Genomic DNA, 23,118 nt, shown 5'->3' with positions numbered 1-23,118 from the left:
TCTTACTTCCCATCTAGGATGATACCCATTTGAGAGAGAGGCTCGCCCAGTTTTGTGACAGCTTCTCCTAGCTCTTTAGTATCTTCCTTGCTCAATTCGGTATAAAGTTTATAATTCTTAGAATCAGTCATGTGCTTGTCTAGCAAGCTATTAACATTCTTGAACTCAGTTTCTATACTTTTTACCAGTTTTTCATCTTTCTTCTCAATCAAAGGTTTAAAGAGTTCGAAAATCTTTTCTGCCCCTTGGATATTGGCACGGAAATCATACAAATCCGTATGTGAAAAGATTTCTTCCTCACCTGTAATCTTGCTGGTCGCCACTTCGTTAAGCAGGTCAACTGCACCAGTCAGCATAATGTCTGGTGTAACCTCAACCGTCGCGATTTTAGCCTTTAATTCTTTGATGTCATTGACCAACTGGTCTGCATATTTTTCCGTACCAGCCGTTGTATTGCTTTCCCACAGAATTTTTTCAATCCGGTGGAAGCCTGACCAGCCTTCTTCGGTCTTGTTTTCATCCACATAGTCAGCTAAGCGGAAGTCAATTTTCACATCAGACTCTCCGAAGCTTTCGGCAATCGGCTCTGAACGCTCGTAGCTCATGCGAATTAGCGGATACATTTTCTTGGCTTCATCAAGCTTACCTTCTTTGAGCGTATCTCTGAATTTCTCCGTATCCGTCAATAATTGATCAATTTCTTTCTGTACAAAGGCTTTATACTCTGCTGTTGCCTTATCCAAAGCTTTCTGGTCAGAGGCCGATAGGCTTGTTTTAGCTTCCGAACTGCTGGCACTTGTATTCGATTTTTGATTAGCAGCACAGCCAGTCAGTAAAATAGCTGTTGACAATAAGACAATTCCAAGTTTTTTCATCTTGACTCCTTTATTTTCCCTAAAAGGGGCAAATTCATATAAATTATAACAATTTATTTCTCATATTTCAATAAATTGTCAGATAATTATAATAAAACTTTCCTTTCTGAGTATAAAATGAGCATTTCAAAGCAAGATATCCTTAATTTTGCCAATTTCCGTTTTCTTAACGACTACATAAATCGTATCTCCTAGGTAGAGACGACTGGCTCCGTTGACCGTCTGGGTCTTGCCCTTATGGATATTCATGGTGATTAAAACGCCATGCGGTAGCTCCAACTCATGCACCTGCCGACCTGCGATCTTTTCTGAAACAGGAATTTCAATCAAGGTTGTCTCTCCGTCATCTTCAATCCGATCTGGCAGCATTTTTTCAAGCATGGCTTCATAGACAGGAGCTCCCTTTAGCAGATCCATAGCAATATAGGCCATCAGAGTGACCAATCCCAGCGGCATGAGATTACGAATATCTCCCACCATCTCTGTCACGAGAATCATAGCTGTTAGCGGAGCTTTGGATATAGCACCAAAATACCCACTCATTCCCAAGATGATAAAGATTGGAAATTGTTCCTGCGTGATGAACCCGGCTTCTACACAAAGGGCTCCAATTGCTGCGCCTAGTAAAGAACCCAAAGCCAGAATAGGCAGAAAAATACCACCAGGAAGACCGCTGCCATAACTAATCATGCTCCATACAAAACGGAGTAAGAAAAAGAGAAGCAAGGTTCCAACTGTGTAATGAGCACTCGTCAGAGACAAAATCAGCTGGTTCCCACCACCCAGTAAATGAGGCAAAAAATAGCCAATCGGAACGATTAAAACAAAGGCAAAAATCGGATAATAGTTTTTCGGTAGCCTAAATATTTTTCCCAGAGCTTCATAAACCAAATGAATATTAAGGACTGCTTTTTCATAGAGAAAGCCAGCCAATCCTAAAAACAGGCCCATCAAGATATAGATCCAGTACTGATTCAGCCCCATGAAAGGAATATTATCTGGCATATCCAAAACAGGAGTCAGGCCAAATATAGACAGCGAAATAAAATTTGCCACTAAACTTGCAGCCAAGGTTGAAACCCAAAAGAAGCGGGAGAAATGATGGTACACTTCCTCAACAACAAAGAGCAAACCTGCAATTGGCGCATTAAAAGCTGCAGCCAAGCCCGCAGCTGCACCACTGGCAATCAAGGTTCGTTCCTCTACCGGACTCAAGTTCAGCCACTTGGAGATGCCTTTTCCACTCATCGCTCCTAGTTGAATGCTCGGTCCCTCACGTCCCAGCATCAAGCCACTGGAAATCGCCAAAATACCAACTAAGAATTTTTTCCAGAGGATGCTCCACCAGGAAAGTGACATCAAGCCTTTCAACTCGGCCTCAACTTGTGGAATCCCTGACCCCTTTATATCCTTTTCTGTAGCTACCAATCTAGCATTTATAAAGACAACGAAAGCATACAAGAAAAGCAAGGCTACTAGCCAAAACCACTCGCTCCTGCCCCTCACATAAGCCGCCTGAATCAAGTGAAAACTTTTCTCAATCAAAAAACGAAATGCCCCCACTACTAGTCCAGCAAAAATGCCCACCAGAATCCCCCTAGATACTTGGGAAATGATGGAGCTGGACATAAAATTAAATTCTTTTCTCGTATCTGAAATCTGTTCTTTTTGTTTGATCATAATCTCTCTCCAAAAGATCTTATAGCAACATTTTAGCACAACATGTGGTCAAGAAACAAGGCGATATCCATGAACATTTTACTTTTGAATGTAAAACTTTTAACATCAACTCCCTCAGAGTTAAAAGAATGCCAAAAATGCAGTTTGGACATCAAAAAAACGACCTTGAGGTCGTTTCGCATTTAGATTGACAACTCTTCCTGATCAATCTTGTGAGCTGTTCGATAAGCTTGGTAGAAAATGAAGACAGCCACAGCAGTCATGACTGGAACGATGACTGGGATATCCGTTTCAATAGAAGTCAATGGAGAGTTCCAGAAGAAGTGGAGAACAAAAGCTGATAAGAAGTAAAATAGACCAGCTTTAAAATAGCTCTTTTGAGTCTTAGCAAATCGGAACATCAGAGCTAATCCGATAGTGGTCAAAGCAGTGTAAAGCCAGTGAGAAGCTACCCCTCCTGTGATACGGCCTAAAATACCAGAGATAGTAAAGGAAAATCCTTCAGGAAGGTCGGAAAGGATGTAAGAAAAGTCCTCACTAATCTGAAAACCTATGCCAGCTGTAATTCCCAATAGTAAAAAGCCTTTAAGTTTTTTGACTGGCACTAGATAGACAGCGAAAGCAACTGCCAAAAGCTTAAGCGGCTCTTCAACCAGCGGAGCTGCAAGGGCATTCTCCAGATAACTGATCACAGTATTTGGAAAGCTCGTGCTGACCCACTCGTGGATATAAGTATTGGCTAAGCCAGACGTCCATCCAGAAATGAATAGCCCACCTAGCAGAGCAAGCCCAAGGCTAAATGCAGGCGTCTGCCATTTTTTACCCAAGCCGCGAATCAAAAGTAGAGCTGGAATGATATAGAGCAGAGCCAAAAGGGCTGACAGTCCGACAATTCCATAACCAGTACCTGACATACTGCCAGTAGTATAAGCTTGCGTCTCGTATTCCAAGCCAATCGCGCTCAGAAGGAGAAAAATGAAAAGAACAATATTTTTCTTCATATAACAACTTTCTAAAATTTTATTTTCATCTTAGTATAACAAAAAAATCTAAAATGGAACTAATTTTAAGACTCATTAGAATGATTATTAATTATTGTACTAGTTGATAAACACATAATATATATGCATCATTCTGTATCGTATTGACAATTCAACTTGATAAAACAAGCGACAAAAAAAGTCCCTTATCGGGACTTTTGATAGATTATTTTTCAGCTGTAAGTGCAGCCATTGTGATGTAGTTGTATGGTTTGTTAAAGTGTGGCAAGAAGAAGAGGTCTGTCAAGGCCAACTTGTCAATTGTCACATGCTCTTGGATAGCAAGTGAGAACATGTGGATTCCCATGCTAATTGCAGAGTCACGAGACACCATCTGCGCACCAAGGATTTCGCGACTGTCTTTGTCAAAAACAATCTTAATCGCAACTTCGTGGTTATCATGCTTCATAAATTCTGGTTTTTGAAGATCGTTAAAGCCTGTTTCAGTTGCATTGTAACCTGCTGCTTTTGCTTTTTCAAGAGTCAAACCAGTTGAAACCATGTGAAGACCATAGATTGAAATACCGTTTGATCCTTGCACACCGATTCCTTCCAATTCATGTCCACAAGCATTGTAAGCACCAACGATACCAGTACGTACAGCGTTAGATGCAAGAGCGATATAGCTAGTGTCTTTACGAGCATTGTCATAAACAGTCGCACAGTCACCAACAGCGTAGACACCTGGGATAGATGTTTCTTGTTTCTTATCTACAAGGAAGGCACCGTTACGGAAGAGTTCAATCTTACCATCAGCAAGAGCTGTGTTTGGACGGAAACCAACAGCAAGAACTACCATATCCACATCAAATGTTTCTTTGTCTGTTACCAAGCGTTCCACTTTACCATCACCTTGGATTGCTTTAACTGTTTGACCAAGTGCCAAGCGGATGTTGTGGTCTTCCAAGTTTTTCGCCATCATTTGGGTAAAGTCTTTGTCATAGTAGCCGTTCAAAACAGTGTCTACGATGTCCACAAGCACCACTTCTTTTCCAAGACGCTCGAAAGCTTCGGCAAGTTCTACACCAATGTAACCACCACCAACAACGGCAATGCGCTCAAGGTGTTTGCTCTTGTCAGCAAGTTTTTCGATGACTTCTTCTGCATTTTGGTACAACTTAACAAATTGTACATTTTCAAGAGTCGCTTTAAATTCGCGGTTCCCCTTAACGATTTCTACACCTTCGATTGGAGGCAAGATTGGAGTTGAACCAGTTGCAAAGATTAATTTGTCATAAGACTCTTTGTGCTCTTTACCTTCAACTTCAGCAGTCACAACTTTGTTATCGTAGTCAATTGAAAGAACTGGTGAGTTCATGTAAATTTTAGCACCTTTTGCTTCCAATTTTTCTTTATCAGAGTAGAAGAGACCTTCTGGGCCATCAATTTGTTTCCCGATCCAAAGCGCCATTCCACAACCAAGGAATGAAATATTTGAGTTTTGGTCAAATACTACGATTTCGTTCTCATGACCAAAGTTATCCAACATCGTATTAATACAAGCTGTACCAGCGTGGTTAGCACCAACTACAATAATTTTACTCATAGAATAATCCACCTTTAAATTTAATTTACCAAACTAGTATACCATGTATCTGTTAGCGTTTACAAGATATATGCTCAGAATTTTTTTAAATTTGGCAAATAACTTTTATTTTAAACAAAAAATTTCAATCTTTCTGAAAATATTATATATTTACAATTGTGAAAACGGTATCTTTCTGTTATACTAATAGAGAAGATTAAGAAATTTAATAGGGAAGGTTGTGATAAAAGTGGATCTTATTTCTAGATCCATCCATTTAATGGGATCGACTATCACTATTTCGATTCTCCATGAAAAGGCCGACAGTCTTTTAGACCAGGTATTTTCTCTCCTGAGATTGTATGAAAAGCGCTTTAGTGCAAATGATGACAGCTCTGAGCTCATGCAAATCAATCACGCTGCCGGTAAACATCCCGTTTGTGTCCATCCTGATTTGTTTGAGTTGATTGAGTTGGGAAAAAAACATAGTCTCGCTCCAGACAGTCATCTCAATATTACCTTGGGACCCCTGATTCAAACTTGGCGAATTGGCTTTGCAGATGCAAAAGTTCCCAGTCCAAAAGAAATCAAGCAAGCGCTGTCACTCACTGACCCTGAGTGTATCGAGTTAGATGCAATTGCCTCCAGTGTTTTTCTGACAATGGAAGACATGAAAATCGACTTAGGCGCCCTTGCAAAAGGTTATATTGCAGATAAAATCGCTGCTTTCTTACGGAGTCAAGGCGTTGCTTCTGCCCTCATCAATCTTGGTGGAAATATCTTAACCATCGGTCTAAATGAAAAAAATAATCGTTGCTGGCGGATTGGCATTCAAAATCCAATCTTGCCACGTGGAAACAACCTAGCTCTTCTGTCAGTTCAGAATCAGTCTGTCGTGACTTCAGGAATATATGAAAGAAAACTGCAGGTAGATGGCAGGGTTTATCATCATATTTTTGACCGTACCACAGGCTACCCAATTGACAATCAACTAGCTAGTCTCACGATTGTTTCATCAAAGTCCGTCGATGGTGAAATATGGACGACCCGTTTATTCGGGGAGAGCCCTACTTCCATCTTAGAGAAAGTCGAACAAGAAAATGGAATTGAAGCCTTCGTTATTACAGAAAATCATCAAACTTTTTATTCATCTGGTCTCAGCCCAGAAATCTTATCCTAAATCCAGAAAGGAACCTACTATGTTAAAATTTATCGGTCTAGTTGGTACAAACTCAAAAAAATCAACCAACCGCCAACTCCTTCAGTACATGCAAAAGCATTTCGCTGATAAAGCAGAAATCGAGTTGATTGAAATCAAAGATATTCCTATTTTCAACAAACCGTCTGATATGCAAGTCCCAGAGATCGTTAAAGAAATCGCTGCGAAAATCGAAGCTGCTGATGGTGTTATCATCGGAACGCCTGAATACGACCACTCTATTCCCGCTGTTCTTATGAGTGCCTTAGCTTGGTTGTCTTACGGTATCTATCCATTACTTGGTAAACCAGTGATGATTACAGGAGCCTCTTATGGAACTCTAGGGTCATCTCGTGCCCAACTACAACTCCGTCAAATTTTGGATTCACCAGAACTCAAGGCTTCTGTTATGCCAGGTTCTGAATTCCTACTTTCTCACTCACTTCAAGCCTTTGATAAAAATGGAGACTTGATTGACCTCGAAACCATTCAAAAATTAGACGCTCTTTTTGATGACTTCCGTCTGTTTGTTAAAATTACAGAAAAATTATCAAGTGCCCAAGCACTTCTTCATCAAGAAGCTGAAAACTTTGACTGGGAAAAATTGTAAGAACTAGAAGGGAAAGAATCACATGAAATTTGTTGGACTTGTCGGCTCAAATGCAGACCAATCATACAACCGTAAATTACTAGAATTCATCAGAAAACAATTTAAACTGAAATTTGAATTAGAAGTTTTGGAAATTGATGAAGTTCCACTCTTTAATCAAGATGAAAAATGGGACGAATCCTTCCAGCTGCGCCTTTTGTACAACCGCATCACGCGCGCTGACGGTGTCATCATTGCCACTCCTGAGCACAACCACACCATTACAGCAGCTCTCAAGAGCGTCCTTGAATGGCTCTCTTATGAAGTTCACCCATTTGAAAGCAAGCCTGTTATGATTGTGGGAGCTTCCTACTACGACCAAGGAACCTCTCGTGCCCAAGTACATTTGCGTAAGATCTTGGATGCTCCAGGTGTCAATGCTTATACGTTACCAGGAAATGAATTCCTTCTTGGTAAAGCGAAAGAAGCTTTTGATAATGAAGGCAATATCACAAACGAAGGAACTGTTAAATTCCTTGAATCTTGCTTAGATAACTTTGTAAAATATGTTGAGGTAGTCTCAAAATTGAAAAAACCTAAACCAATTGCTCCTGAAGACTTAGATGTCACGAACCCAATCGCAACAACCATCACAGAAGTTGACCCTGACGATCCAGAATGGGTAGAAAAAGCTGCAAAAGCTGTTGGTGCTGTTTCTGGCGATACCTATGTCAAGCTTGACCATGGTATCCTGACTGTTAACCAAATCGACATGTTCTTAAAGGCTATGCCGTTTGAATTGACTTACGCAGATGATAACAACCAGTTCCTTTACTATAACAACGCTCATCAAGATCCGGACACTATGTTTGCCAAACGTGTACCATCCCAATCTGGTGGCCGTCTCTCAACTCTACACAACTCTCTTCCTGCTGCTCGCATGAAGAACGTGGAATGGGTAGTTGGTGTTCTTCGTAATGGTGATCAAGAGTACGTTCGTACGATCGTTCCTGGTTCACCAGCAGGTGTCATCAATACCCACAACTACCAAGCAATGTACTATCCTGACGGATCCTACGCTGGTATCAACGAAATCGTCTTCAACTTCCAACCTTGGCTAGATTGGTATCTAAAAACAACTGGTCAACGCTTGGTTGGAGGAAGTGGTCCTTTTGCTCCTGCAGCTGCAGCAGCCGATGCCACTTCTGGTGCTTCAGATACCGGCGGTGGTCACGGCGGTGGAGATGCCGATGCAACATCTGGCGCTAGTGCTTAATCAGAACAAAATGAAAAGAATGGATTTTTATATCCATTCTTTTTTATTTTATTTCATCTCCTTGAAGGCCTTTTCTGCTTCTTCGTTGCTGATTGCTCCAAATTGAATCTTCCCAATTTTTCCTTGACTATCAATGAGGATTTCTGTTGGAATACTGCGAACCTGATAGGCTTGGAAGATTGCACCAGACGTGTCAAATAGAACGGGCACATCCTTATATCCTTGTTCTTGATACCATTTTGGGAAGTCCTCAACAGACTTCTCTCCTTGGAGACCCGGTGCTACAATAGACAATATTTCAAAATCACGGTCTTTTTTACCAGCTAACTCAACCAATTCTGGCATGCTTCGCTTACAAGGTCCGCACCAAGAAGCCCAGAACTTCAGATAGACTTTTTTTCCACGGTAATCAGAAAGCTTGACAGTTTTTCCATCCATTGACTGAAGAGTGAAGTCCGGTGCCTCCTGGCCAACTGCAACCAGCGATTGGACACTTGTACTGGACTGGCTTTTACTATCCATCCCCTTTTCGTCAGATGAACAAGCTGATAGTGTCAGAAAAGCTATCGAAGCAACAACTAGCGAAAGAATTTTTTTCATCCTTTTCTCCTTTTATCCAAAAATTCCTGATAAAGCATTTAACTGCCCGAGCATGAGAAGGATTCCCATAAAAATGATTAAGGCTCCTCCAATTTTTTTCATTAGCCCCATATAGGGTTTGATTTTTGAAAAATAGCGCATAACGAAGCTAGAAGCTAAAGCTAAGATGAGAAATGGTAAGGCCATTCCCAAAGTATAAACCAGTGTTAGGAGCGCTCCTTGGATAGCTCCATTTCCTCCAGAGGCAGCTAGAGCCAGAACCGAACTAAGGACAGGTCCGATACAAGGCGTCCAACCAAAACTGAAACTAATACCAAGTAAAAAGGCTGAAAGAAAATCATTCCGACGACTATTTTTCTTAAATTCCACATTTTTCTGGAATTGTAACTGCCTGATATTAATCAGCTCCATCTGGTGAATTCCTAGCAAAATGATGATAATCCCCATCAGATAACGGAATTTCTCATCGTAAATCACTCTGCCTAAGAATCCTGCACCGAAGCCTAGTAGAAAGAAAACTAAAGAAATTCCAGCAATGAAACACAGGGTCTTGATCAGACCAGTCCAAGCGATCTTTCTGCCCAGAAACTTGACTTCTCTAGGCTCTTCTTCATCCAGCAATATCCCTATGTAGACTGGTAACAAGGGAAAGATACAGGGTGAGAAAAACGAGAGAATTCCAGCCAAAAAGACCGAAACAAAAAATAAACCAGACTCCATCCCAACCTCCTTTAAGATGTGTTTTCAATATTATTATAACAAACGATTTAAATTTTTCCACATTTTGCTACACTATCCTCATTCTTGTATCATTTATCGGAGAAGCCATCTGTAAAAGGCCTATTTCGTTCCTAAACAGCAAAAAAGCCGGAAGTTTTCCGGCTGGAGTACTGAAGGATAGCGAACTTAAGCATCTGAATCTAGTCGAAAATAAAGGTTAATCTGGGTAAATGTATCTGGTTCGGACTGGATTTCCATATGGTAGTCGTCTCCGAACTGCAATCTCAAACGTTGATCGACATTTTTCAGACCGACACCACCTAGGCGAGGGAGAGTCTTGTCCACTGAATTTTGGAGATCAAATCCGCGGCCGTTATCATAGATAGACAGTATCAGTTGCCCCTCTTCTGCTGCTGACGTTACCCGAATCACGCCTTGTCGGTCAATTTCTTTAATGCCATGGTAGATGGCATTTTCAACCAAAGGCTGAAGTACCAGCTTGGGCAATTTATAATCAGCTATGGATTCATCCTCTTCAATCTCATATTGGAGCTTGTCACCATAGCGCTGCTTCTGGATAAAAAGATACTGACGAACGTGATCAATCTCGTCTCTAAGAGCAATCTGTTCGTGTCCTTGATTGAGCGCCAAGCGGAAATACTGAGCGAGTGATTTTGTTACCTCAACAACGCGCTTGCTGTCGTTAAATTCAGCCATCCAGACAATCGTATCCAAGGTATTATAAAGGAAATGAGGGTTGATTTGAGCCGAGAGAGCTCGGAGCTCATAGCGGCGGACATTTTGTTCTTCTGTCTTGACAGCTTCCATTAGTCGTTCGATTTGATCCAGCATTTTATTGAACTGCTGAGCCAAGTCAACCAACTCTGGAGACCCCTTTGCTTCCGCCCGAAGGTTTGAGTCGCCCGAGCCGATCTTCAGAATGACAGCCTGCAGATTCTGCAGAGGCTTAATCCACAAACGCAGGACAAACCAAATACCAGCCAAACACATCAGGAGTGCTAAAAGGCCCATTCCCACAAAAGAATAAAGCATTTGTGACTGAAGCATCTGTAATTGCTCTAATGAGGCAACACCAATTAAAGTCCAATCACTATCTGAAATGTCAATCTGATAGACAAAAGCCTGCTTCTGGTCTGCATAACCATCCTTGACCGAGATATAGGGCTGCATAGCTTTCATTTCCTGGCTGGATGAATAAACACTTTTCTTGGGATGATAGACAAATTCATGCTGGCTATTGACAATAAAGCTAAAGCCCTTCTTTCCTAGCTGAAGCCTATCCAGATAGGCTTTGAGACTCTTATAGCCGATATCCAGGCGCAACACACCGAGATTCTGCCCTGCTTCATCCACTACTTCCTGAGTGACAGAAACAACCCACTTCTCTTTCTCTGATGACAGAGACTCCTTGCGAGCAGGGGTCAAGACAGGCATGGCTTTGGTATGAACAGCTTCCTGATACCATTTTTCATTCATCATATCAGAGGAAGTCTGCATACTGATTTGAGAATCTGTCGAGACCACGCGCCCGTCCTTGGTAACCAATACTGCCGACACCAAATCCGGATCTGTCTCAATAATGGTTTTCATCAAAGCCTGTACTGACCTTTCACTACTTTCTTGATTCTGAGCAAACTTACGAATCGTTTCTTCCTTGCTCAGTGTGGAGGTGGTTTGTTTTAATTTCTGCAAATAAGAAGCAATGAACTGCCCGCTTTGCTCCATGCTATTGCGTGTCGTCCGCTCTGTCAGCTGCCGAATAGTCTGCGAGCTAGTCTGATAGTAGAGACTCCCAACAAATCCCAAGAGTAAAAGAACCAGCAGAAAAATATAGACAATCAACTGGATAAGAAGCGGATAACGTTTCATTTCTCCTCTCCTTTTTTAAACTGCCGAGGTGTCAGCCCAACCACCTGCTTGAAGCGCTGAGAAAAATAGTTCATATCTTCAAAACCTACCTGCTCTGCTATTTCATAAATCTTCAAATCTGTGGTTAAGAGTAAGAGTTTAGCTTTTTTCATCCGTTCTTGAATCAAATAATCTTGAAAAGGCAAGCCTAATTCTTTTTTGATAAGAACACTTAGGTAGGACGGACTAAATCCCAATTGGAAAGCCAAACTTTTCAAGCTTAATTCTGAATCAGCTAGACGCGCGTGAATAGCCTCTTCCAACTCAGAATGTTGGCCTTGATCGACCAAGTTTTGAATCTGGGCTTTTTTACGTTCCTGATCAAGTTTAGTCTGCACCTTGGCCAACATCTCCTCAACATCATCCTTGGAAAACGGCTTGAGAAGATAGTCATCTGCACCTAGCTTAATGGCCGTCCGAGCATAGTCAAAATCATCATAGCCTGTCAGGAAAACGATATGGCACTTAGGAGCCTGGTCCCTGACTAGCTTGGCCAGTTCAAGGCCATTCATCTGTGGCATATTGATATCGGTCAGCAGGATGTCAGCAGGATTTTCCTGAAATTTCTGCCAAGCTTCTATTCCATTTTCAGCCTGGGCAATGACCTGCATACCAAACTGTTCATAGTCTACCAAGGACGCAATTCCCTGTCTTACCAGATACTCATCCTCTACAATCATAATTGAATACACAAGATTCAACTCCTTATTTTTACTGGATTTATTATAGCAAATTTTTAATCAAAATGCTCTTAAACATAATCCAACAGATAACCGTAGCCCTTCTCCTCCATCTCAGCTTTTGGAATGAACTTGATTGACAAACTATTAATACAATAGCGCAAGCCACCCTTGTCCTTAGGACCGTCTGTGAAAACATGGCCCAGATGTGAATTTCCAACCCGACTGCGAACTTCTGTCCGTGTCATGTTGAAACTCTTGTCTTCTTTGTAAGTCGCAACATCTGGACTGATAGGGCGTGTGAAACTCGGCCAACCGCAGCCTGAGTCAAACTTATCCTTTGATGAAAAAAGAGGCTCGCCTGTCACCACATCCACATAGATACCAGCATCAAACTTATCCCAATAGCGATTAGAAAAAGCCCGCTCTGTGTCATTCTTTTGTGTGACTGCGTATTCTTCTGGAGAGAGCTTGGCCTTAATCTCTTCATCGCTAGGCTTAGGATAGCGATTAGCTTCGATAACAGGGTAAGCAGCTTGATTGACATCGATATGGCAATATCCATTAGGATTCTTTTTTAAGTAATCCTGATGATAATCTTCTGCCTTGATAAAGTTTTTCAGAGACTCTTTTTCAACAGCCAAAGGCTTATCATATTTCTTTGCAACCTCATCAAAGACCTGATTAATAGTCTCAAGATCAGCTTCGTCCTTATAATAAACACCTGTCCGATACTGGGTACCCTGATCATTTCCCTGCTTGTTTTTAGAAGTTGGATCAATAATGCGGAAATAATGCAGCAGGATTTCTTTGAGAGATATTTTTTTAACGTTATAAGTAATTTTTACCGTCTCAGCGTGACCAGTTTGAGAGACCAATTCATACTTGGTCGTGTCGCCCTTACCATTTGCATAGCCTGATACTGCATCTATTACACCTGGCACGCGAGAAAAGTACTCTTCTACTCCCCAAAAACAGCCGCCAGCCAGATAAATCTCCCGCTTGTCCTCTTCCTTGACATCTTCTTTCTTCTGTTTAGTCACTTCTGTCTTGCTCATAGAGGCTTTCTTGATTTGCTCAATATTAGCCTGAGATGGGTTAATAGACATGGAGCCCTTGATTAAGAAAAATAGACCAAAACAGGCAAGCAAGCCAAACAAAACCAGAAAAATCTTCCATTTGCCTTCCATGCTCATTACTCCTTTCTACTTGATTTCTTTCAGTGTTTTTTCAATATCTTCCTTGCTCATATAGCCCACATGAGTTTTAGCAAGTGAGCCATCACTATTGATAAAGAGAGCAGATGGATACGAGCGAATACCGTATTCTTTCAGCAATTCTCCCTTGGTATCCATGAGAACTGGGAAGTCTTTGTAGTCCAAAGACTTGTACCATTTCTTAAAATCATCTGCTGACTTTTCTCCATTAAAGGTCGGAGACACCACCGACAGGACAACATAATCTTTTCCAGACTGCTCCTTAGCCAAATCATTGGTATCTCCAAGAGTGGATAGACAAATAGAGCACCAAGATGCCCAAAATTTTAGATATACTTTCTTGCCTTTGAAATCAGACAGCTTGTAGGTCTTGCCGTCCACTCCTTGCAGACTAAAGTCCTTGGCCATCTTTGTAGCTTGATTAGAATTTGCCTTACTAGTCATGGAACTTTTATCATTTTTAGAAGCTTCCGAATTCATTTGCTGATTTGAGCAAGCTCCCAATAAGCCGACACAAAGCAGACTGGCAGTCAAAATCGATAGTTTCTTCATCGTTTTCTTTCCTTTCAAAATAAGGAGAAAGCCGACAAAACTGACGACTTCCACCCTTATTGATAATTTTATTTTTCAGATGACATTTCGGATGAATCTTTCATGTCATCCTTCATGCTTGAGTCGCTTGATTTCATATCATCTTTCATGTCAGACTTACTGTCGGACATCATAGAAGAGTCCTTCATATCGTCCTTTTTCATCTTGTCATCAGACATGCTGGAGTCTTTCATATCCTCCTTCTTCATGTCGTCTTTTTTCATATCCTCTTTCTTCATCATACTGCTATCATCCATCTTTTTCATGTCTGAATTTGACTTTTGACTGGAGCAAGCAGCCAAGGCAAAGATACTAAGAGTAGCCATTGTAAGGGTAGCGATTTTTTTCATGATATTTCTCCTTTAATTATATAATATTTATCCAAATAGCGATGCTAAAGCGTTTAGATTTCCGAGCATAAGCAAGATTCCCATGAGGATGATGAGTGCACCGCCGATTTTCTTAAGCGTTCCCATATAAGGTTTTAGTTTCGAAAAGCGCTGCAATACCCAGCCAGAAGCCAAAGCCATAGCTAGAAATGGAAGTGCTAATCCAAGTGTGTAAACCAACATAAGCAAACCTCCCTGAAAAGCGCCGTTACCGCCAGAAGCAGCAATTGCTAAAACAGAGCTCAGAACAGGTCCCACACAGGGCGTCCAACCAAAGCTAAAGGTGATACCCAAGAGAAATGCGTTAAGAAAATCACTTCTTTTACTATTCTTTTTAAGTTGGATGCTCTTTTGCTTTTGCAGCTGCTGGATATTGATGATTCCCATCTGGTGGATTCCCAGTAGAATGACAATTCCACCCAGAACATAGCGAAACCAAGGAGCATAGAGGACTTGTCCTAGAGCGCCAGCTCCATAGCCCAAAACTAAGAATACAGTTGATAAACCAGCTATGAAACATAGAGTCTTAGCCAATCCATACCAGGAAATGTCTTTTCCCATAAACCGAACCGTTTTCGGCTGATCCGAATCCAGCAAAATCCCCACATAGACTGGCATAAGCGGTAAGATACAGGGGGAGAAAAAGGAAAGAATCCCTGCCAGAAAAACAGAAATAAAGAACAAAAAACTTGTTGCCATTTCAAAAACCTCTCTATCAATTTCTGACTCTAGTATAAAATAAAAATCTCCCTAAAAATAGGGAGATCGATTTGGAAAAACTTGAATTTGGTTTTATCTTTGCTAAATCAAGAATTGAAAACGTATACCAATTGCTGTGGATTTATGTTAGGTTGAGAGTAAATGTAAAAGTGCTTCCTAGGCCACACTGGCTTTCAACCATTATTTCTCCACCCAGCTGATGAGCCAACTCACGAGCAATAGCAAGGCCCAGACCATGCCCACCTGTCTTCATATTACGAGATGTTTCTACACGATAAAGGCGTTTGAAAATCTTATCCAAATCCTCAGGAGCAATACCCTGTCCTTCATCCTTCACACTTATTGTCAAGATCTGCTCAGTTAATTGAGCCACGACCTCAATTTTAGTTCCAGGGTCTGAATACTTAAAGGCATTATTTAGCAAGTTGACCAAGATACGAGAAAGTTTATCGTAATGGCTCTTAATTTTCGCTGACTCAGGAGACACTTGAATGTAGATGTCTCGCTCCTCTTGCTCAATCAATAGTTGAAATTCACTCATGACCTCAATCAATAGCTGGTCTAGAAAGACTATTTCAGCTTCTCCATCTGATTCTATTCGAGGCTGGGCATTAAGAGTCAAAACATCCAACTCTTCCACCAATTTATTCAAACGCTCTGTCTGACGGCTAATCGTGGTCAAGTAATGAATCTGCTCCTCTTCTTCGATCACTCCATCTAAAATCCCCTCCACAGTCGCCTGAATAGAGGTAATGGGAGTTTTAATATCGTGAGAAAGCTGGGCAATCATCATTCCTTTTTCTCGTTCACTTTCATCAAGCGATTCAAACGTTTCTTGCAAATTATGCGACATATCGTTAAAAGCCTGACCTAACTCTTGAAATTCGATAGGGCCCTTGGCGTCAATCTCTGTACTAAAATCCTTGTCAGCTATATTCTGAGCCTGTTTTTTCAGATGCCGAAGGGAAGAAAATACTGGCGATAAAAGAAAGAGACTGACTGCCGCTCCTATAAAACTAGCAATCAAGGTCATTCCAACTAGGAAATAAATCTCGCTTTTTACAATCAACATTCGCTGGACTGCCCAGAAAACGAGTAAAATCGTTAGTAGGCTAGAAATTAGGTACCCTACTAGAATGTAACTTTTTAATTTCATTTTATACCTCGTGCTCCTTCCATTTTATACCCCAGACCCCAGACAGTTTTGACGGCAGGAGTGTCTGAACTAGCATACTTGGTCAATTCCTGTCTCAGAGCATGGATATGAACATTAAGGGTATTGGTATCATCTACGAAGTCTTCCTGCCACACCTTTTCGTAAAGCTCCGTCTTTGAAAAAACTCTCTCAGGATTACTAGCTAAAATCCAGAGCAATTCAAAGGATTTCACTGTTAATTCCAAAAAATGCTCTCCGATGCGAGCCTCATGAACCGCATGATTCATCACCAAATCACCGAGCTCAATTTGTTCGATCTCGCCTCCACGATGAAGTCGGCGCAAAATATTATTGACTCTTAGCACCAGCTCGCGAGGACTAAAAGGTTTGGCTATAAAATCATCTGCTCCTAAGCTCAAACCGTAAATTTTGTCTTGATCGCTAGTCTTAGCTGTTGTAAAAAGAAAAGGCTGATCAGGTGCCATATACTGAACCTCACTGATAAAGTCATAACCGTCCATATTCGGCATCATGATGTCCGTGATGATCAGGTCAACAGATTTCTTTCTGAAAAGATCCAACCCCTCCACGCCATCTCGAGCCACTAAAACATGGTAGCCTTCCTGCATAAGATAGCGCTTTTGAATATCTAGAATATCCATCTCATCATCAACGAGTAAAATTGTCTTTCCCATTTGCCAATCTCCTGATAAAAACAGTGTTATACTGGCTTTAGTATAACACTATTTTTAGTAATTTTTAAATGATTTGAACCTTAATCTTTTTGTTTTTCTTTCAAACCTAGAAGGCTAAGAATTCCTGCCAAAGCTAGTCCTAAGAAACCAATGGTAGCAGTAGCTGTTTGAGCTTCACCAGTTTTTGGTAACGTAGGCTTATCATTTTTTTTCATCGTATCTGCCATCGGCTTAGAAGTTGGGTGTTCCCCCTTCACATCAGTCATGCGATGATCTACTTCCTTCGTACCCTCAGCTGTACTCATAGAATCTGTTGCAGAAGGCTTCTTATTCATCTGACCTTCTTGAGATGGTGTTGTAGAAGGTTTCATATTCATTTGACCTTCTTGAGATGGTATTGTAGCCATTTCTTTTCCACGAAGCTGAATCGTTACTTGACGAGTCGCGATAAGATTTGTCAAATCTGGTTTTCCATCTTTAGCACCATAGACCTTGACAGTCGCTTGGTAAGCATATGTGCCATTAGCGCGAAGTTGGTCGAGAAGGGCTTGTCCATCTTTACCTGTAGTATTGCCATTCAAATCTACTTCGTAGAAGTATTGACCTTTAGCTAAGCCTTCAAGTGGTAAGAGGGCTGGATTTTTAGCTGTTCCATTGTCTGACCAAGGTGCCTTATCAGAAGATTTGAGCAAGAGGCGCGTCAACATGCCGTCTCCACCGAAAGCTTCATACGGAATAACTTGATTAACACCGGCCAAGAATGGACCAGGAACATTCGCTTTTTCTAAGTAGCTAGCTGGGACATCAATATGGTCTTTAATATTTTTGGTGACTGAATCTTTGACTGCTTCTTTTGAAACAAGGCTGTTCAAGTTAACAGTTACATTTTTTGTAGCTACGAGATTGCTTAAATTTGCTTTTCCATCTTTAGCACCATAGACTTTGACAGTCGCTTGGTAAGCATATGTGCCATTAGCGCGAAGTTGGTCGAGAAGGGCTTGTCCGTCTTTACCTGTCGTGTTGCCGTTCAAATCCACTTCGTAGAAGTATTGACCTTTGGCTAAGCCTTCAAGTGGCAAGAGGGCTGGATTGTTCGCTGTTCCATCATCTGACCATGGAGCCTTGTCAGAAGATTTGAGCAAGAGACGCGTCAACATACCATCTCCACCGAAAGCTTCATACGGAATGACTTGATTAACACCAGCCAAGAATGGACCGGGAACGTTCGCTTTTTCTAAATAGCTGGCTGGGACGTCAATATGGTCTTTGATATTTTTAGTGACTGAATCTTTGACTGCTTCTTTTGAAACAAGGCCGTTCAAGTTAACAGTTACATTTTTTGTAGCTACGAGATTGGTCAAATCTGCTTTTCCATCTTTAGCACCATAGACTTTGACAGTAGCTTGGTAACTGTGAGTTCCGTTAGCACGAAGTTGGTCAAGAAGGGCTTGCCCGTCTTTACCTGTAGTATTGCCGTTCAAATCCACTTCGTAGAAGTATTGACCTTTGGCCAAGCCTTCAAGTGGCAAGAGAGCTGGATTTTTAGCTGTTCCATTGTCTGACCAAGGAGCCTTGTCAGAAGATTTGAGCAAGAGGCGCGTCAACATGCCGTCGCCACCGAAAGCTTCATACGGGATGACTTGGTTAACACCCGCCAAGAATGGACCAGGAACATTTGCTTTTTCTAGGTAGCTGGCTGGAACGTCGATATGGTCTTTAATATTTTTAGTGACTGAATCTTTGACTGCTTCTTTTGAAATAAGGCCATTTAAACTAACAGTTACATTTTTTGTTGCTACAAGATTGGTTAAATCTGCTTTTCCATCTTTAGCACCATAGACTTTGACAGTCGCTTGGTAATCATGAGTGCCATTAATACGAAGTTGGTCAAGAAGGGCTTGCCCGTCTTTACCTGTAGTATTGCCGTTCAAATCCACTTCGTAGAAGTATTGACCTTTGGCCAAGCCTTCAAGCGGCAATAGAGCAGGATTTTTAGCCGAACCATTATCTGACCATGGGGCTTTGTCTGAGGCTTTCAACAAGAGACGCGTCAACATACCATCTCCACCGAAAGCTTCATACGGAATGACTTGATTAACACCGGCCAAGAATGGACCGGGAACGTTCGCTTTTTCTAAGTAGCTAGCTGGGACGTCTACTGAGTCCTTAGTATTTTCTTCAACTCCTTTTTTAACTTCATCTTGAGTCGTTACTGATTGAGAAATAGCTGCTTCACGAGCTTGGTTTGAAACTACATCAAGAGTTGCCACTGGCTTAGTTTCTTCTTTCTGATCGGTAACTTCTGTAATATTCTGTTCTTCTTTGGTTTTTGTTACTTCTTCCTTAGGAGCTAGGCTAGACTTGTCTGAAGGATTAGTCTCATCGACCACTTCCTTTGGAGCTGACTGATTTTCAGGAAGAGCTGAATCCACTCCTTCTTTTAAAACTGTCTCTGGCAACTCATTCTTTTCTAGTGATGATGAATCTGTTTGAAGAACTTCAGTCGGAGTCGTAGTGAGAACATCTGCATGTACAGTGTTTGGTTGACCAACTAGCAAAAAGAAACCACTGGCAACTACGACGGAAGCCACACCTACGCTTAAACGACGGATTGACCAGCGAGTATACTTTTGATTTGAATTGAATTTCATAAGATTCTCCTTTAGGTTTGTTTTTTTTTGATGACTTTAGTATAATCTCCTAAGATTAAATGGGGATAAGAAAGAGTTAAAATTTTTCTTAAATCTATCTTATAAAATGCTTATATTGTCTTATTATTCATAAGAAACAACTTGAGTTTCTTCACCAAACATTCCCAGTCTTAAACTTAAATCACCTAATACAATTGACAATGAGTCAAAAAAAAATCCACCACACTGTGGTGAATTTTCTTCTTATGCTTCAAATTCAAATGCTTCAGTTTTTTGCTTGTTTGGCAAAAGGAGGGAAAGCAAGATCCCAACCAGAGCCGGCAGCAACCAAGGTAGAGAAGCTTGAGCAAATGGTAGAGCATTAACCAGATTGAGAATGGCAGTTAGCTTGAATTGTCGTCCCAAAATGCTAGCAAAAGCAATCAGAGTCACCACTGCGATGGTCAACTGCATCCCTGGTTTAGAAAGTGGTAAAAAGCGATTAACCATGACAATCATCACAATCGTAATGGTGATAGGGTAAAGAATTTCCAGAGCTGGAACTGAATACTGAATAATAGCATTCAAACCAAGATTTGCAATAGCAAAACCAACTAGCGTAAAAATGGTCGCATAAACCTTATAAGATACTTTCGGGAAAGTATTGTTGAAAAATTCGCCAGTTGAGACGATAAGTCCTGCTGTAGTTGTAAAACAGGTCACTGTTACCATAATCGCTAGGAAAATTTGAGCCATTGGACCAAAGATGGCCTGAGTTGCAGAAGACAAAACAGAAGCCCCTACGTTTGCACCTTTCGGCAAATTCGCTAGATCAAGTGGGAAGTGATTTCCAAGGAAGGCCAAACCGATATAAAGAACGCTAAAGCCCAGCGCCACAAGGATACCCACGATCCAAATAGTAGAAATATATTCTTTTTTATTCTTGAAACCGAGTTGGTTGAGTGTCGTCACAGCAACCACACTAAAAGCAACTGAAGCCAAAGCATCTAGAGTATTGTAGCCTTGAAGAAAGCCTGCCCCGAAAGCTGAAGCAGCATATCCCGCTGTTGCTTCTTGAGGATCCGCAGATCCATATTTGGTAGCACCTAGTAGCACCAAAACTACAATCAAGAGGGCAAAAATTGGTGTTAGATAACGGCCGATACTATCAAGGATTTTTGAGGGATTGAGGGCAATCAGATAGGCCAAAGCAAAATAAACCAGCGTAAATACAAAAAGCCAAATGGCATGAGAACCTTCAGGCAACATGGGCTCAATCCCGACAGAAAAGGCAGTGGTCGCCGTCCGAGGAATGGCAAAGAAGGGACCAATTGAAAGATAGAGGGCTACCAAGTAAGCAACCGCAAACCAAGGGGCAATCTTTTTCGAAATTTCATCAATATAACCCTTGGGATTCAAAGTACCTATAATTAAAGTTAAAATGGCAATACCGACACCTGATAGGACAAAACCTCCAATAGCTGGCCAAAAATTTTGACCAGATTCCAAGCCCAACTGAGGTGGGAAAATCAGGTTACCGGCTCCGAAAAACATTCCAAATAAAAGCAAACCGGTCAAGGATCCTTTTTTTATCATCGTCATCTCCAGTCTTTTTAAGATTTTTCCATTATACCGATAAACACCACTCATTGCAAGAATTTTGAAATAAAAATTGCCTTTTCTTAACCCAATAAAATCACGAAATTTAATTCGATTTATTACAAATAACTCTTATTTGTTTTCGATTTATATCATATGCACAATTCCTTTTTTATTAGATGGACTTATGCTATACTAGTTATAAGTTCATTTGCGAGGTTTTAATATGTTAATTCATCTAATCTGGCTCATCCCTGCTGCTATCTTTGCTCTTTTATTCTATCGGGAACCTAGAAGTTTATTCAATGCTTATCTCCTGACCTTCACTCTTATAATGATGGGCATTGTTTTAGCTGGGCTTACGATTGTTAGTCTTGAGCGATTTATTGGTTATACACCAGCTATGATTAGCTTTTATATCCTGCTTTTAGCAATTCCTATTAGTATTTTCGCTTCTACTGCCTATTTGATTTTTAATGGTCGCCAAATGTTGCAGCTAGAGGGGCTTAGATTAGCCAATCTCCTATCCCTTCTCTACGGCCTAGCGATTGTGGGGCTTGGTCTGATGCATTTTCTCGCTCCTCGGTCATTTCTTGCAACTTTGATTTCCCTCGCTGATTTACTACTATTTTACGGAACCTTTCTCTATCTTTCCTATATCATCTATGCATTCTTTTTAAATATTTTTCCAGTCAAGAAAGAGCCTCAGACTATTATTATCCTCGGTGCAGGATTGTTTGGAGATAAGGTGCCTCCTCTGCTGGCTCAACGCTTAGATAAAGGGATAGCAATCTATGAAAAATTTAATCGGAAGCCAGTCATCATTGTCTCTGGCGGTCAGGGAGACGACGAGTGGATTTCCGAAGCAGAGGCTATGGCAGGTTATTTGATGGAAAAAGGAGTCCCAGCTGACAGTATTTTCCTCGAAAATAAATCTCGCACTACGCTTGAAAATCTCATATTCAGTAAAGAGCTCATGCTCGCACAAGGACTGGAGCAAGATCGAGTTCTCCTAGTCACAAATTCTTTCCACGCGCTACGTGCAGGGATCTATATGAGACAAGTTGGTCTCAAAGGCCGCAGTATTGGTTCTCGCACGGCTTTCTATTTTCTTCCTTCTGCATGGATCCGAGAAACTGCCGGTTTGATCCGTATCTACTGGAAATGGCATGCGTTTATCATCGGAATTCTACTGCTTCCCTTCCTTTTCTCCTTATTCCACGCATATTTTTCATTGTGAAAAGCCCTTGAAGAAGGTATAATGATGGTAAGAAAAAAAATGGAGGTCCGTCTAAGATGAAATTTACCATTGATAAAAGTTTAGCAGAACTTGGCATCACAAGTGTCGTCCTTGGCATTGCTAGAAACGTCGATCCCCAAGCACCTTTATCAGAAGACTTTCTCCAGAAACAGAAGGAAGCAGAAAACTGGGCCTTGAACTGCAATCTAGCGGAAATCACTGACCATCCGACTATCCAAGGCTACTGTGATTTGTTGCAGAAAGTTGGGCGCAGTGTTAAAAAGAACCCGCCAACAGTACCAGCTTTGATCCGCAATATCCAACACCGTGGCTCCATTCCAAGGATTAACAGCGTTATTGATATTTATAATGTAGAATCCTTGCATTCTCTCCTAGCTATCGGCGGTCATGACCTTGATAAAATCGGTGATGAGATCGAGTTTACTGTCAGTCAGAAGGATGATATTTTCCTTCCTATCTTATCCAAGGAAAAACACGTGGCTCCGACCGACTATGTCTATCGAGATGAAAAAGGCATCCTTGCCTGGCTTGATGTCCGTGACAGTGACCTTTATAAATTTGATAATAGCACTAAAAATGCCATTTTCATTATCCAAGGAAATGCCCATACATCTATCCAAATGCGTCTAGAAGCGCTTGAACGCATCCACCAGGATTTAGCAGCAGCCATGCCAAATCTCGAATTCGAAACCCATGTCATTCAAGTAGACGATCTTTAAGCACCTTTTCACCCGACAAGCTTTTGGTT

Annotated in this window: 21 protein-coding genes; 5 read left to right on the top strand and 16 right to left on the bottom strand. The window is 41.2% G+C overall.

What is annotated here, in order from left to right:
• Window positions 1-2: 2 nt before the first annotated feature.
• From efeO to nox, 4 genes are all read right to left on the bottom strand, one after another.
• The gene (gene efeO / locus A0765_RS04290; protein ID WP_062004839.1) at window positions 3-875 is read right to left on the bottom strand and encodes an iron uptake system protein EfeO; all 873 of its coding nucleotides are present in this window, start codon (window positions 873-875) and stop codon (window positions 3-5) included.
• A gap of 126 nt (window positions 876-1,001) precedes the next feature.
• Entirely contained in the window at window positions 1,002-2,555 is a 1,554-nt protein-coding gene (locus tag A0765_RS04285) for a ClC family H(+)/Cl(-) exchange transporter (protein ID WP_062004837.1), read from the bottom strand.
• Window positions 2,556-2,737: 182 nt separating this feature from the next.
• Window positions 2,738-3,556 carry a PrsW family glutamic-type intramembrane protease gene (locus A0765_RS04280; protein ID WP_062004835.1) on the bottom strand — a complete coding sequence of 273 codons (819 nt, stop codon included), beginning with the start codon at window positions 3,554-3,556 and terminating at the stop codon, window positions 2,738-2,740.
• A 205-nt stretch (window positions 3,557-3,761) separates the two neighbouring features.
• The gene (gene nox / locus A0765_RS04275; protein ID WP_048764240.1) at window positions 3,762-5,141 is read right to left on the bottom strand and encodes a H2O-forming NADH oxidase; all 1,380 of its coding nucleotides are present in this window, start codon (window positions 5,139-5,141) and stop codon (window positions 3,762-3,764) included.
• A 229-nt stretch (window positions 5,142-5,370) separates the two neighbouring features.
• Between nox and A0765_RS04270 the strand changes: the two genes are divergently transcribed.
• From A0765_RS04270 to A0765_RS04260, 3 genes are read left to right on the top strand one after another with little or no spacing between them, the layout of a single operon-like run.
• Window positions 5,371-6,300: an FAD:protein FMN transferase gene (locus A0765_RS04270; protein WP_306452466.1), complete on the top strand. Its 930-nt coding sequence runs from the start codon at window positions 5,371-5,373 to the stop codon at window positions 6,298-6,300.
• Window positions 6,301-6,319: 19 nt separating this feature from the next.
• On the top strand, window positions 6,320-6,928 hold the full coding sequence (locus tag A0765_RS04265) for an NADPH-dependent FMN reductase (protein ID WP_005589803.1): 609 nt from the start codon (window positions 6,320-6,322) through the stop codon (window positions 6,926-6,928).
• A 22-nt stretch (window positions 6,929-6,950) separates the two neighbouring features.
• Window positions 6,951-8,183: an NAD(P)H-dependent oxidoreductase gene (locus A0765_RS04260; RefSeq protein ID WP_005589802.1), complete on the top strand. Its 1,233-nt coding sequence runs from the start codon at window positions 6,951-6,953 to the stop codon at window positions 8,181-8,183.
• A 48-nt stretch (window positions 8,184-8,231) separates the two neighbouring features.
• On the opposite strand, the gene sdbB is transcribed toward A0765_RS04260, so the two are convergent.
• The 12 genes from sdbB to brnQ form a co-directional block, all read right to left on the bottom strand.
• Entirely contained in the window at window positions 8,232-8,783 is a 552-nt protein-coding gene (gene sdbB / locus A0765_RS04255; RefSeq protein ID WP_062004831.1) for a thiol-disulfide oxidoreductase-associated lipoprotein SdbB, read from the bottom strand.
• 12 nt (window positions 8,784-8,795) lie between these two features.
• Window positions 8,796-9,503, bottom strand: coding sequence for a thiol-disulfide oxidoreductase-associated membrane protein CcdA2 (ccdA2, locus tag A0765_RS04250; RefSeq protein WP_045496866.1), 708 nt, complete (start codon window positions 9,501-9,503; stop codon window positions 8,796-8,798).
• Window positions 9,504-9,689: 186 nt separating this feature from the next.
• On the bottom strand, window positions 9,690-11,393 hold the full coding sequence (locus A0765_RS04245; RefSeq protein ID WP_062004829.1) for a cache domain-containing sensor histidine kinase: 1,704 nt from the start codon (window positions 11,391-11,393) through the stop codon (window positions 9,690-9,692).
• The gene (locus A0765_RS04240) at window positions 11,390-12,124 is read right to left on the bottom strand and encodes a response regulator transcription factor (RefSeq protein ID WP_062004827.1); all 735 of its coding nucleotides are present in this window, start codon (window positions 12,122-12,124) and stop codon (window positions 11,390-11,392) included. The genes A0765_RS04245 and A0765_RS04240 overlap by 4 nt, the downstream gene beginning before the upstream one ends.
• A gap of 59 nt (window positions 12,125-12,183) precedes the next feature.
• Window positions 12,184-13,302 (bottom strand): peptide-methionine (R)-S-oxide reductase MsrB, encoded by a 1,119-nt coding sequence (msrB, locus tag A0765_RS04235; protein WP_062004825.1) that lies wholly within the window; start codon window positions 13,300-13,302, stop codon window positions 12,184-12,186.
• Between the two features lie 15 nt (window positions 13,303-13,317).
• Entirely contained in the window at window positions 13,318-13,881 is a 564-nt protein-coding gene (locus tag A0765_RS04230; protein ID WP_062004823.1) for a TlpA family protein disulfide reductase, read from the bottom strand.
• Window positions 13,882-13,949: 68 nt separating this feature from the next.
• Window positions 13,950-14,270: a hypothetical protein gene (locus A0765_RS04225; protein ID WP_062004821.1), complete on the bottom strand. Its 321-nt coding sequence runs from the start codon at window positions 14,268-14,270 to the stop codon at window positions 13,950-13,952.
• A 27-nt stretch (window positions 14,271-14,297) separates the two neighbouring features.
• Window positions 14,298-15,008, bottom strand: coding sequence for a thiol-disulfide oxidoreductase-associated membrane protein CcdA2 (ccdA2, locus tag A0765_RS04220; RefSeq protein WP_062004820.1), 711 nt, complete (start codon window positions 15,006-15,008; stop codon window positions 14,298-14,300).
• Window positions 15,009-15,150: 142 nt separating this feature from the next.
• Window positions 15,151-16,185: a HAMP domain-containing sensor histidine kinase gene (locus tag A0765_RS04215; protein ID WP_062004818.1), complete on the bottom strand. Its 1,035-nt coding sequence runs from the start codon at window positions 16,183-16,185 to the stop codon at window positions 15,151-15,153.
• Complete coding sequence (locus A0765_RS04210) at window positions 16,182-16,880, bottom strand: response regulator transcription factor (RefSeq protein WP_062004815.1); 699 nt, start codon at window positions 16,878-16,880, stop codon at window positions 16,182-16,184. Before A0765_RS04210 ends, A0765_RS04215 begins: the two co-directional genes overlap by 4 nt.
• A gap of 80 nt (window positions 16,881-16,960) precedes the next feature.
• A complete protein-coding gene (locus A0765_RS04205; RefSeq protein WP_062004813.1) occupies window positions 16,961-19,531 on the bottom strand; it encodes an SSURE domain-containing protein in 2,571 nt (856 codons plus the stop codon).
• A 243-nt stretch (window positions 19,532-19,774) separates the two neighbouring features.
• Complete coding sequence (gene brnQ / locus A0765_RS04200) at window positions 19,775-21,106, bottom strand: branched-chain amino acid transport system II carrier protein (RefSeq protein WP_062004811.1); 1,332 nt, start codon at window positions 21,104-21,106, stop codon at window positions 19,775-19,777.
• A gap of 229 nt (window positions 21,107-21,335) precedes the next feature.
• Here brnQ and A0765_RS04195 point away from each other — a divergent pair, with 229 nt between their 5' ends.
• Window positions 21,336-22,349, top strand: coding sequence for a YdcF family protein (locus A0765_RS04195; RefSeq protein WP_062004809.1), 1,014 nt, complete (start codon window positions 21,336-21,338; stop codon window positions 22,347-22,349).
• A 56-nt stretch (window positions 22,350-22,405) separates the two neighbouring features.
• Window positions 22,406-23,089 (top strand): B3/B4 domain-containing protein, encoded by a 684-nt coding sequence (locus A0765_RS04190; protein ID WP_045496846.1) that lies wholly within the window; start codon window positions 22,406-22,408, stop codon window positions 23,087-23,089.
• The last annotated feature ends 29 nt before the right edge of the window (window positions 23,090-23,118 follow it).

Origin of the sequence: Streptococcus cristatus (genome assembly GCF_001588905.1) — a bacterium.
In the GTDB taxonomy this organism is placed as follows: Bacteria; Bacillota; Bacilli; order Lactobacillales; family Streptococcaceae; genus Streptococcus; species Streptococcus cristatus_N.
This window is presented reverse-complemented; position numbering and strand designations above follow the sequence as displayed.

Excerpts from the sequence above, each read along its gene's own strand:
- efeO (WP_062004839.1), bottom strand. The coding sequence starts at position 875 with ATGAAAAAACTTGGAATTGTCTTATTGTCAACAGCTATTTTACTGACT.
- A0765_RS04285 (WP_062004837.1), bottom strand. The coding sequence starts at position 2,555 with ATGATCAAACAAAAAGAACAGATTTCAGATACGAGAAAAGAATTTAAT.
- A0765_RS04280 (WP_062004835.1), bottom strand. The coding sequence starts at position 3,556 with ATGAAGAAAAATATTGTTCTTTTCATTTTTCTCCTTCTGAGCGCGATT.
- nox (WP_048764240.1), bottom strand. The coding sequence starts at position 5,141 with ATGAGTAAAATTATTGTAGTTGGTGCTAACCACGCTGGTACAGCTTGT.
- A0765_RS04265 (WP_005589803.1), top strand. The coding sequence starts at position 6,320 with ATGTTAAAATTTATCGGTCTAGTTGGTACAAACTCAAAAAAATCAACC.
- A0765_RS04260 (WP_005589802.1), top strand. The coding sequence starts at position 6,951 with ATGAAATTTGTTGGACTTGTCGGCTCAAATGCAGACCAATCATACAAC.
- sdbB (WP_062004831.1), bottom strand. The coding sequence starts at position 8,783 with ATGAAAAAAATTCTTTCGCTAGTTGTTGCTTCGATAGCTTTTCTGACA.
- ccdA2 (WP_045496866.1), bottom strand. The coding sequence starts at position 9,503 with ATGGAGTCTGGTTTATTTTTTGTTTCGGTCTTTTTGGCTGGAATTCTC.
- A0765_RS04245 (WP_062004829.1), bottom strand. The coding sequence starts at position 11,393 with ATGAAACGTTATCCGCTTCTTATCCAGTTGATTGTCTATATTTTTCTG.
- msrB (WP_062004825.1), bottom strand. The coding sequence starts at position 13,302 with ATGGAAGGCAAATGGAAGATTTTTCTGGTTTTGTTTGGCTTGCTTGCC.
- A0765_RS04230 (WP_062004823.1), bottom strand. The coding sequence starts at position 13,881 with ATGAAGAAACTATCGATTTTGACTGCCAGTCTGCTTTGTGTCGGCTTA.
- A0765_RS04225 (WP_062004821.1), bottom strand. The coding sequence starts at position 14,270 with ATGAAAAAAATCGCTACCCTTACAATGGCTACTCTTAGTATCTTTGCC.
- ccdA2 (WP_062004820.1), bottom strand. The coding sequence starts at position 15,008 with ATGGCAACAAGTTTTTTGTTCTTTATTTCTGTTTTTCTGGCAGGGATT.
- A0765_RS04215 (WP_062004818.1), bottom strand. The coding sequence starts at position 16,185 with ATGAAATTAAAAAGTTACATTCTAGTAGGGTACCTAATTTCTAGCCTA.
- A0765_RS04210 (WP_062004815.1), bottom strand. The coding sequence starts at position 16,880 with ATGGGAAAGACAATTTTACTCGTTGATGATGAGATGGATATTCTAGAT.
- A0765_RS04205 (WP_062004813.1), bottom strand. The coding sequence starts at position 19,531 with ATGAAATTCAATTCAAATCAAAAGTATACTCGCTGGTCAATCCGTCGT.
- brnQ (WP_062004811.1), bottom strand. The coding sequence starts at position 21,106 with ATGATAAAAAAAGGATCCTTGACCGGTTTGCTTTTATTTGGAATGTTT.
- A0765_RS04195 (WP_062004809.1), top strand. The coding sequence starts at position 21,336 with ATGTTAATTCATCTAATCTGGCTCATCCCTGCTGCTATCTTTGCTCTT.
- A0765_RS04190 (WP_045496846.1), top strand. The coding sequence starts at position 22,406 with ATGAAATTTACCATTGATAAAAGTTTAGCAGAACTTGGCATCACAAGT.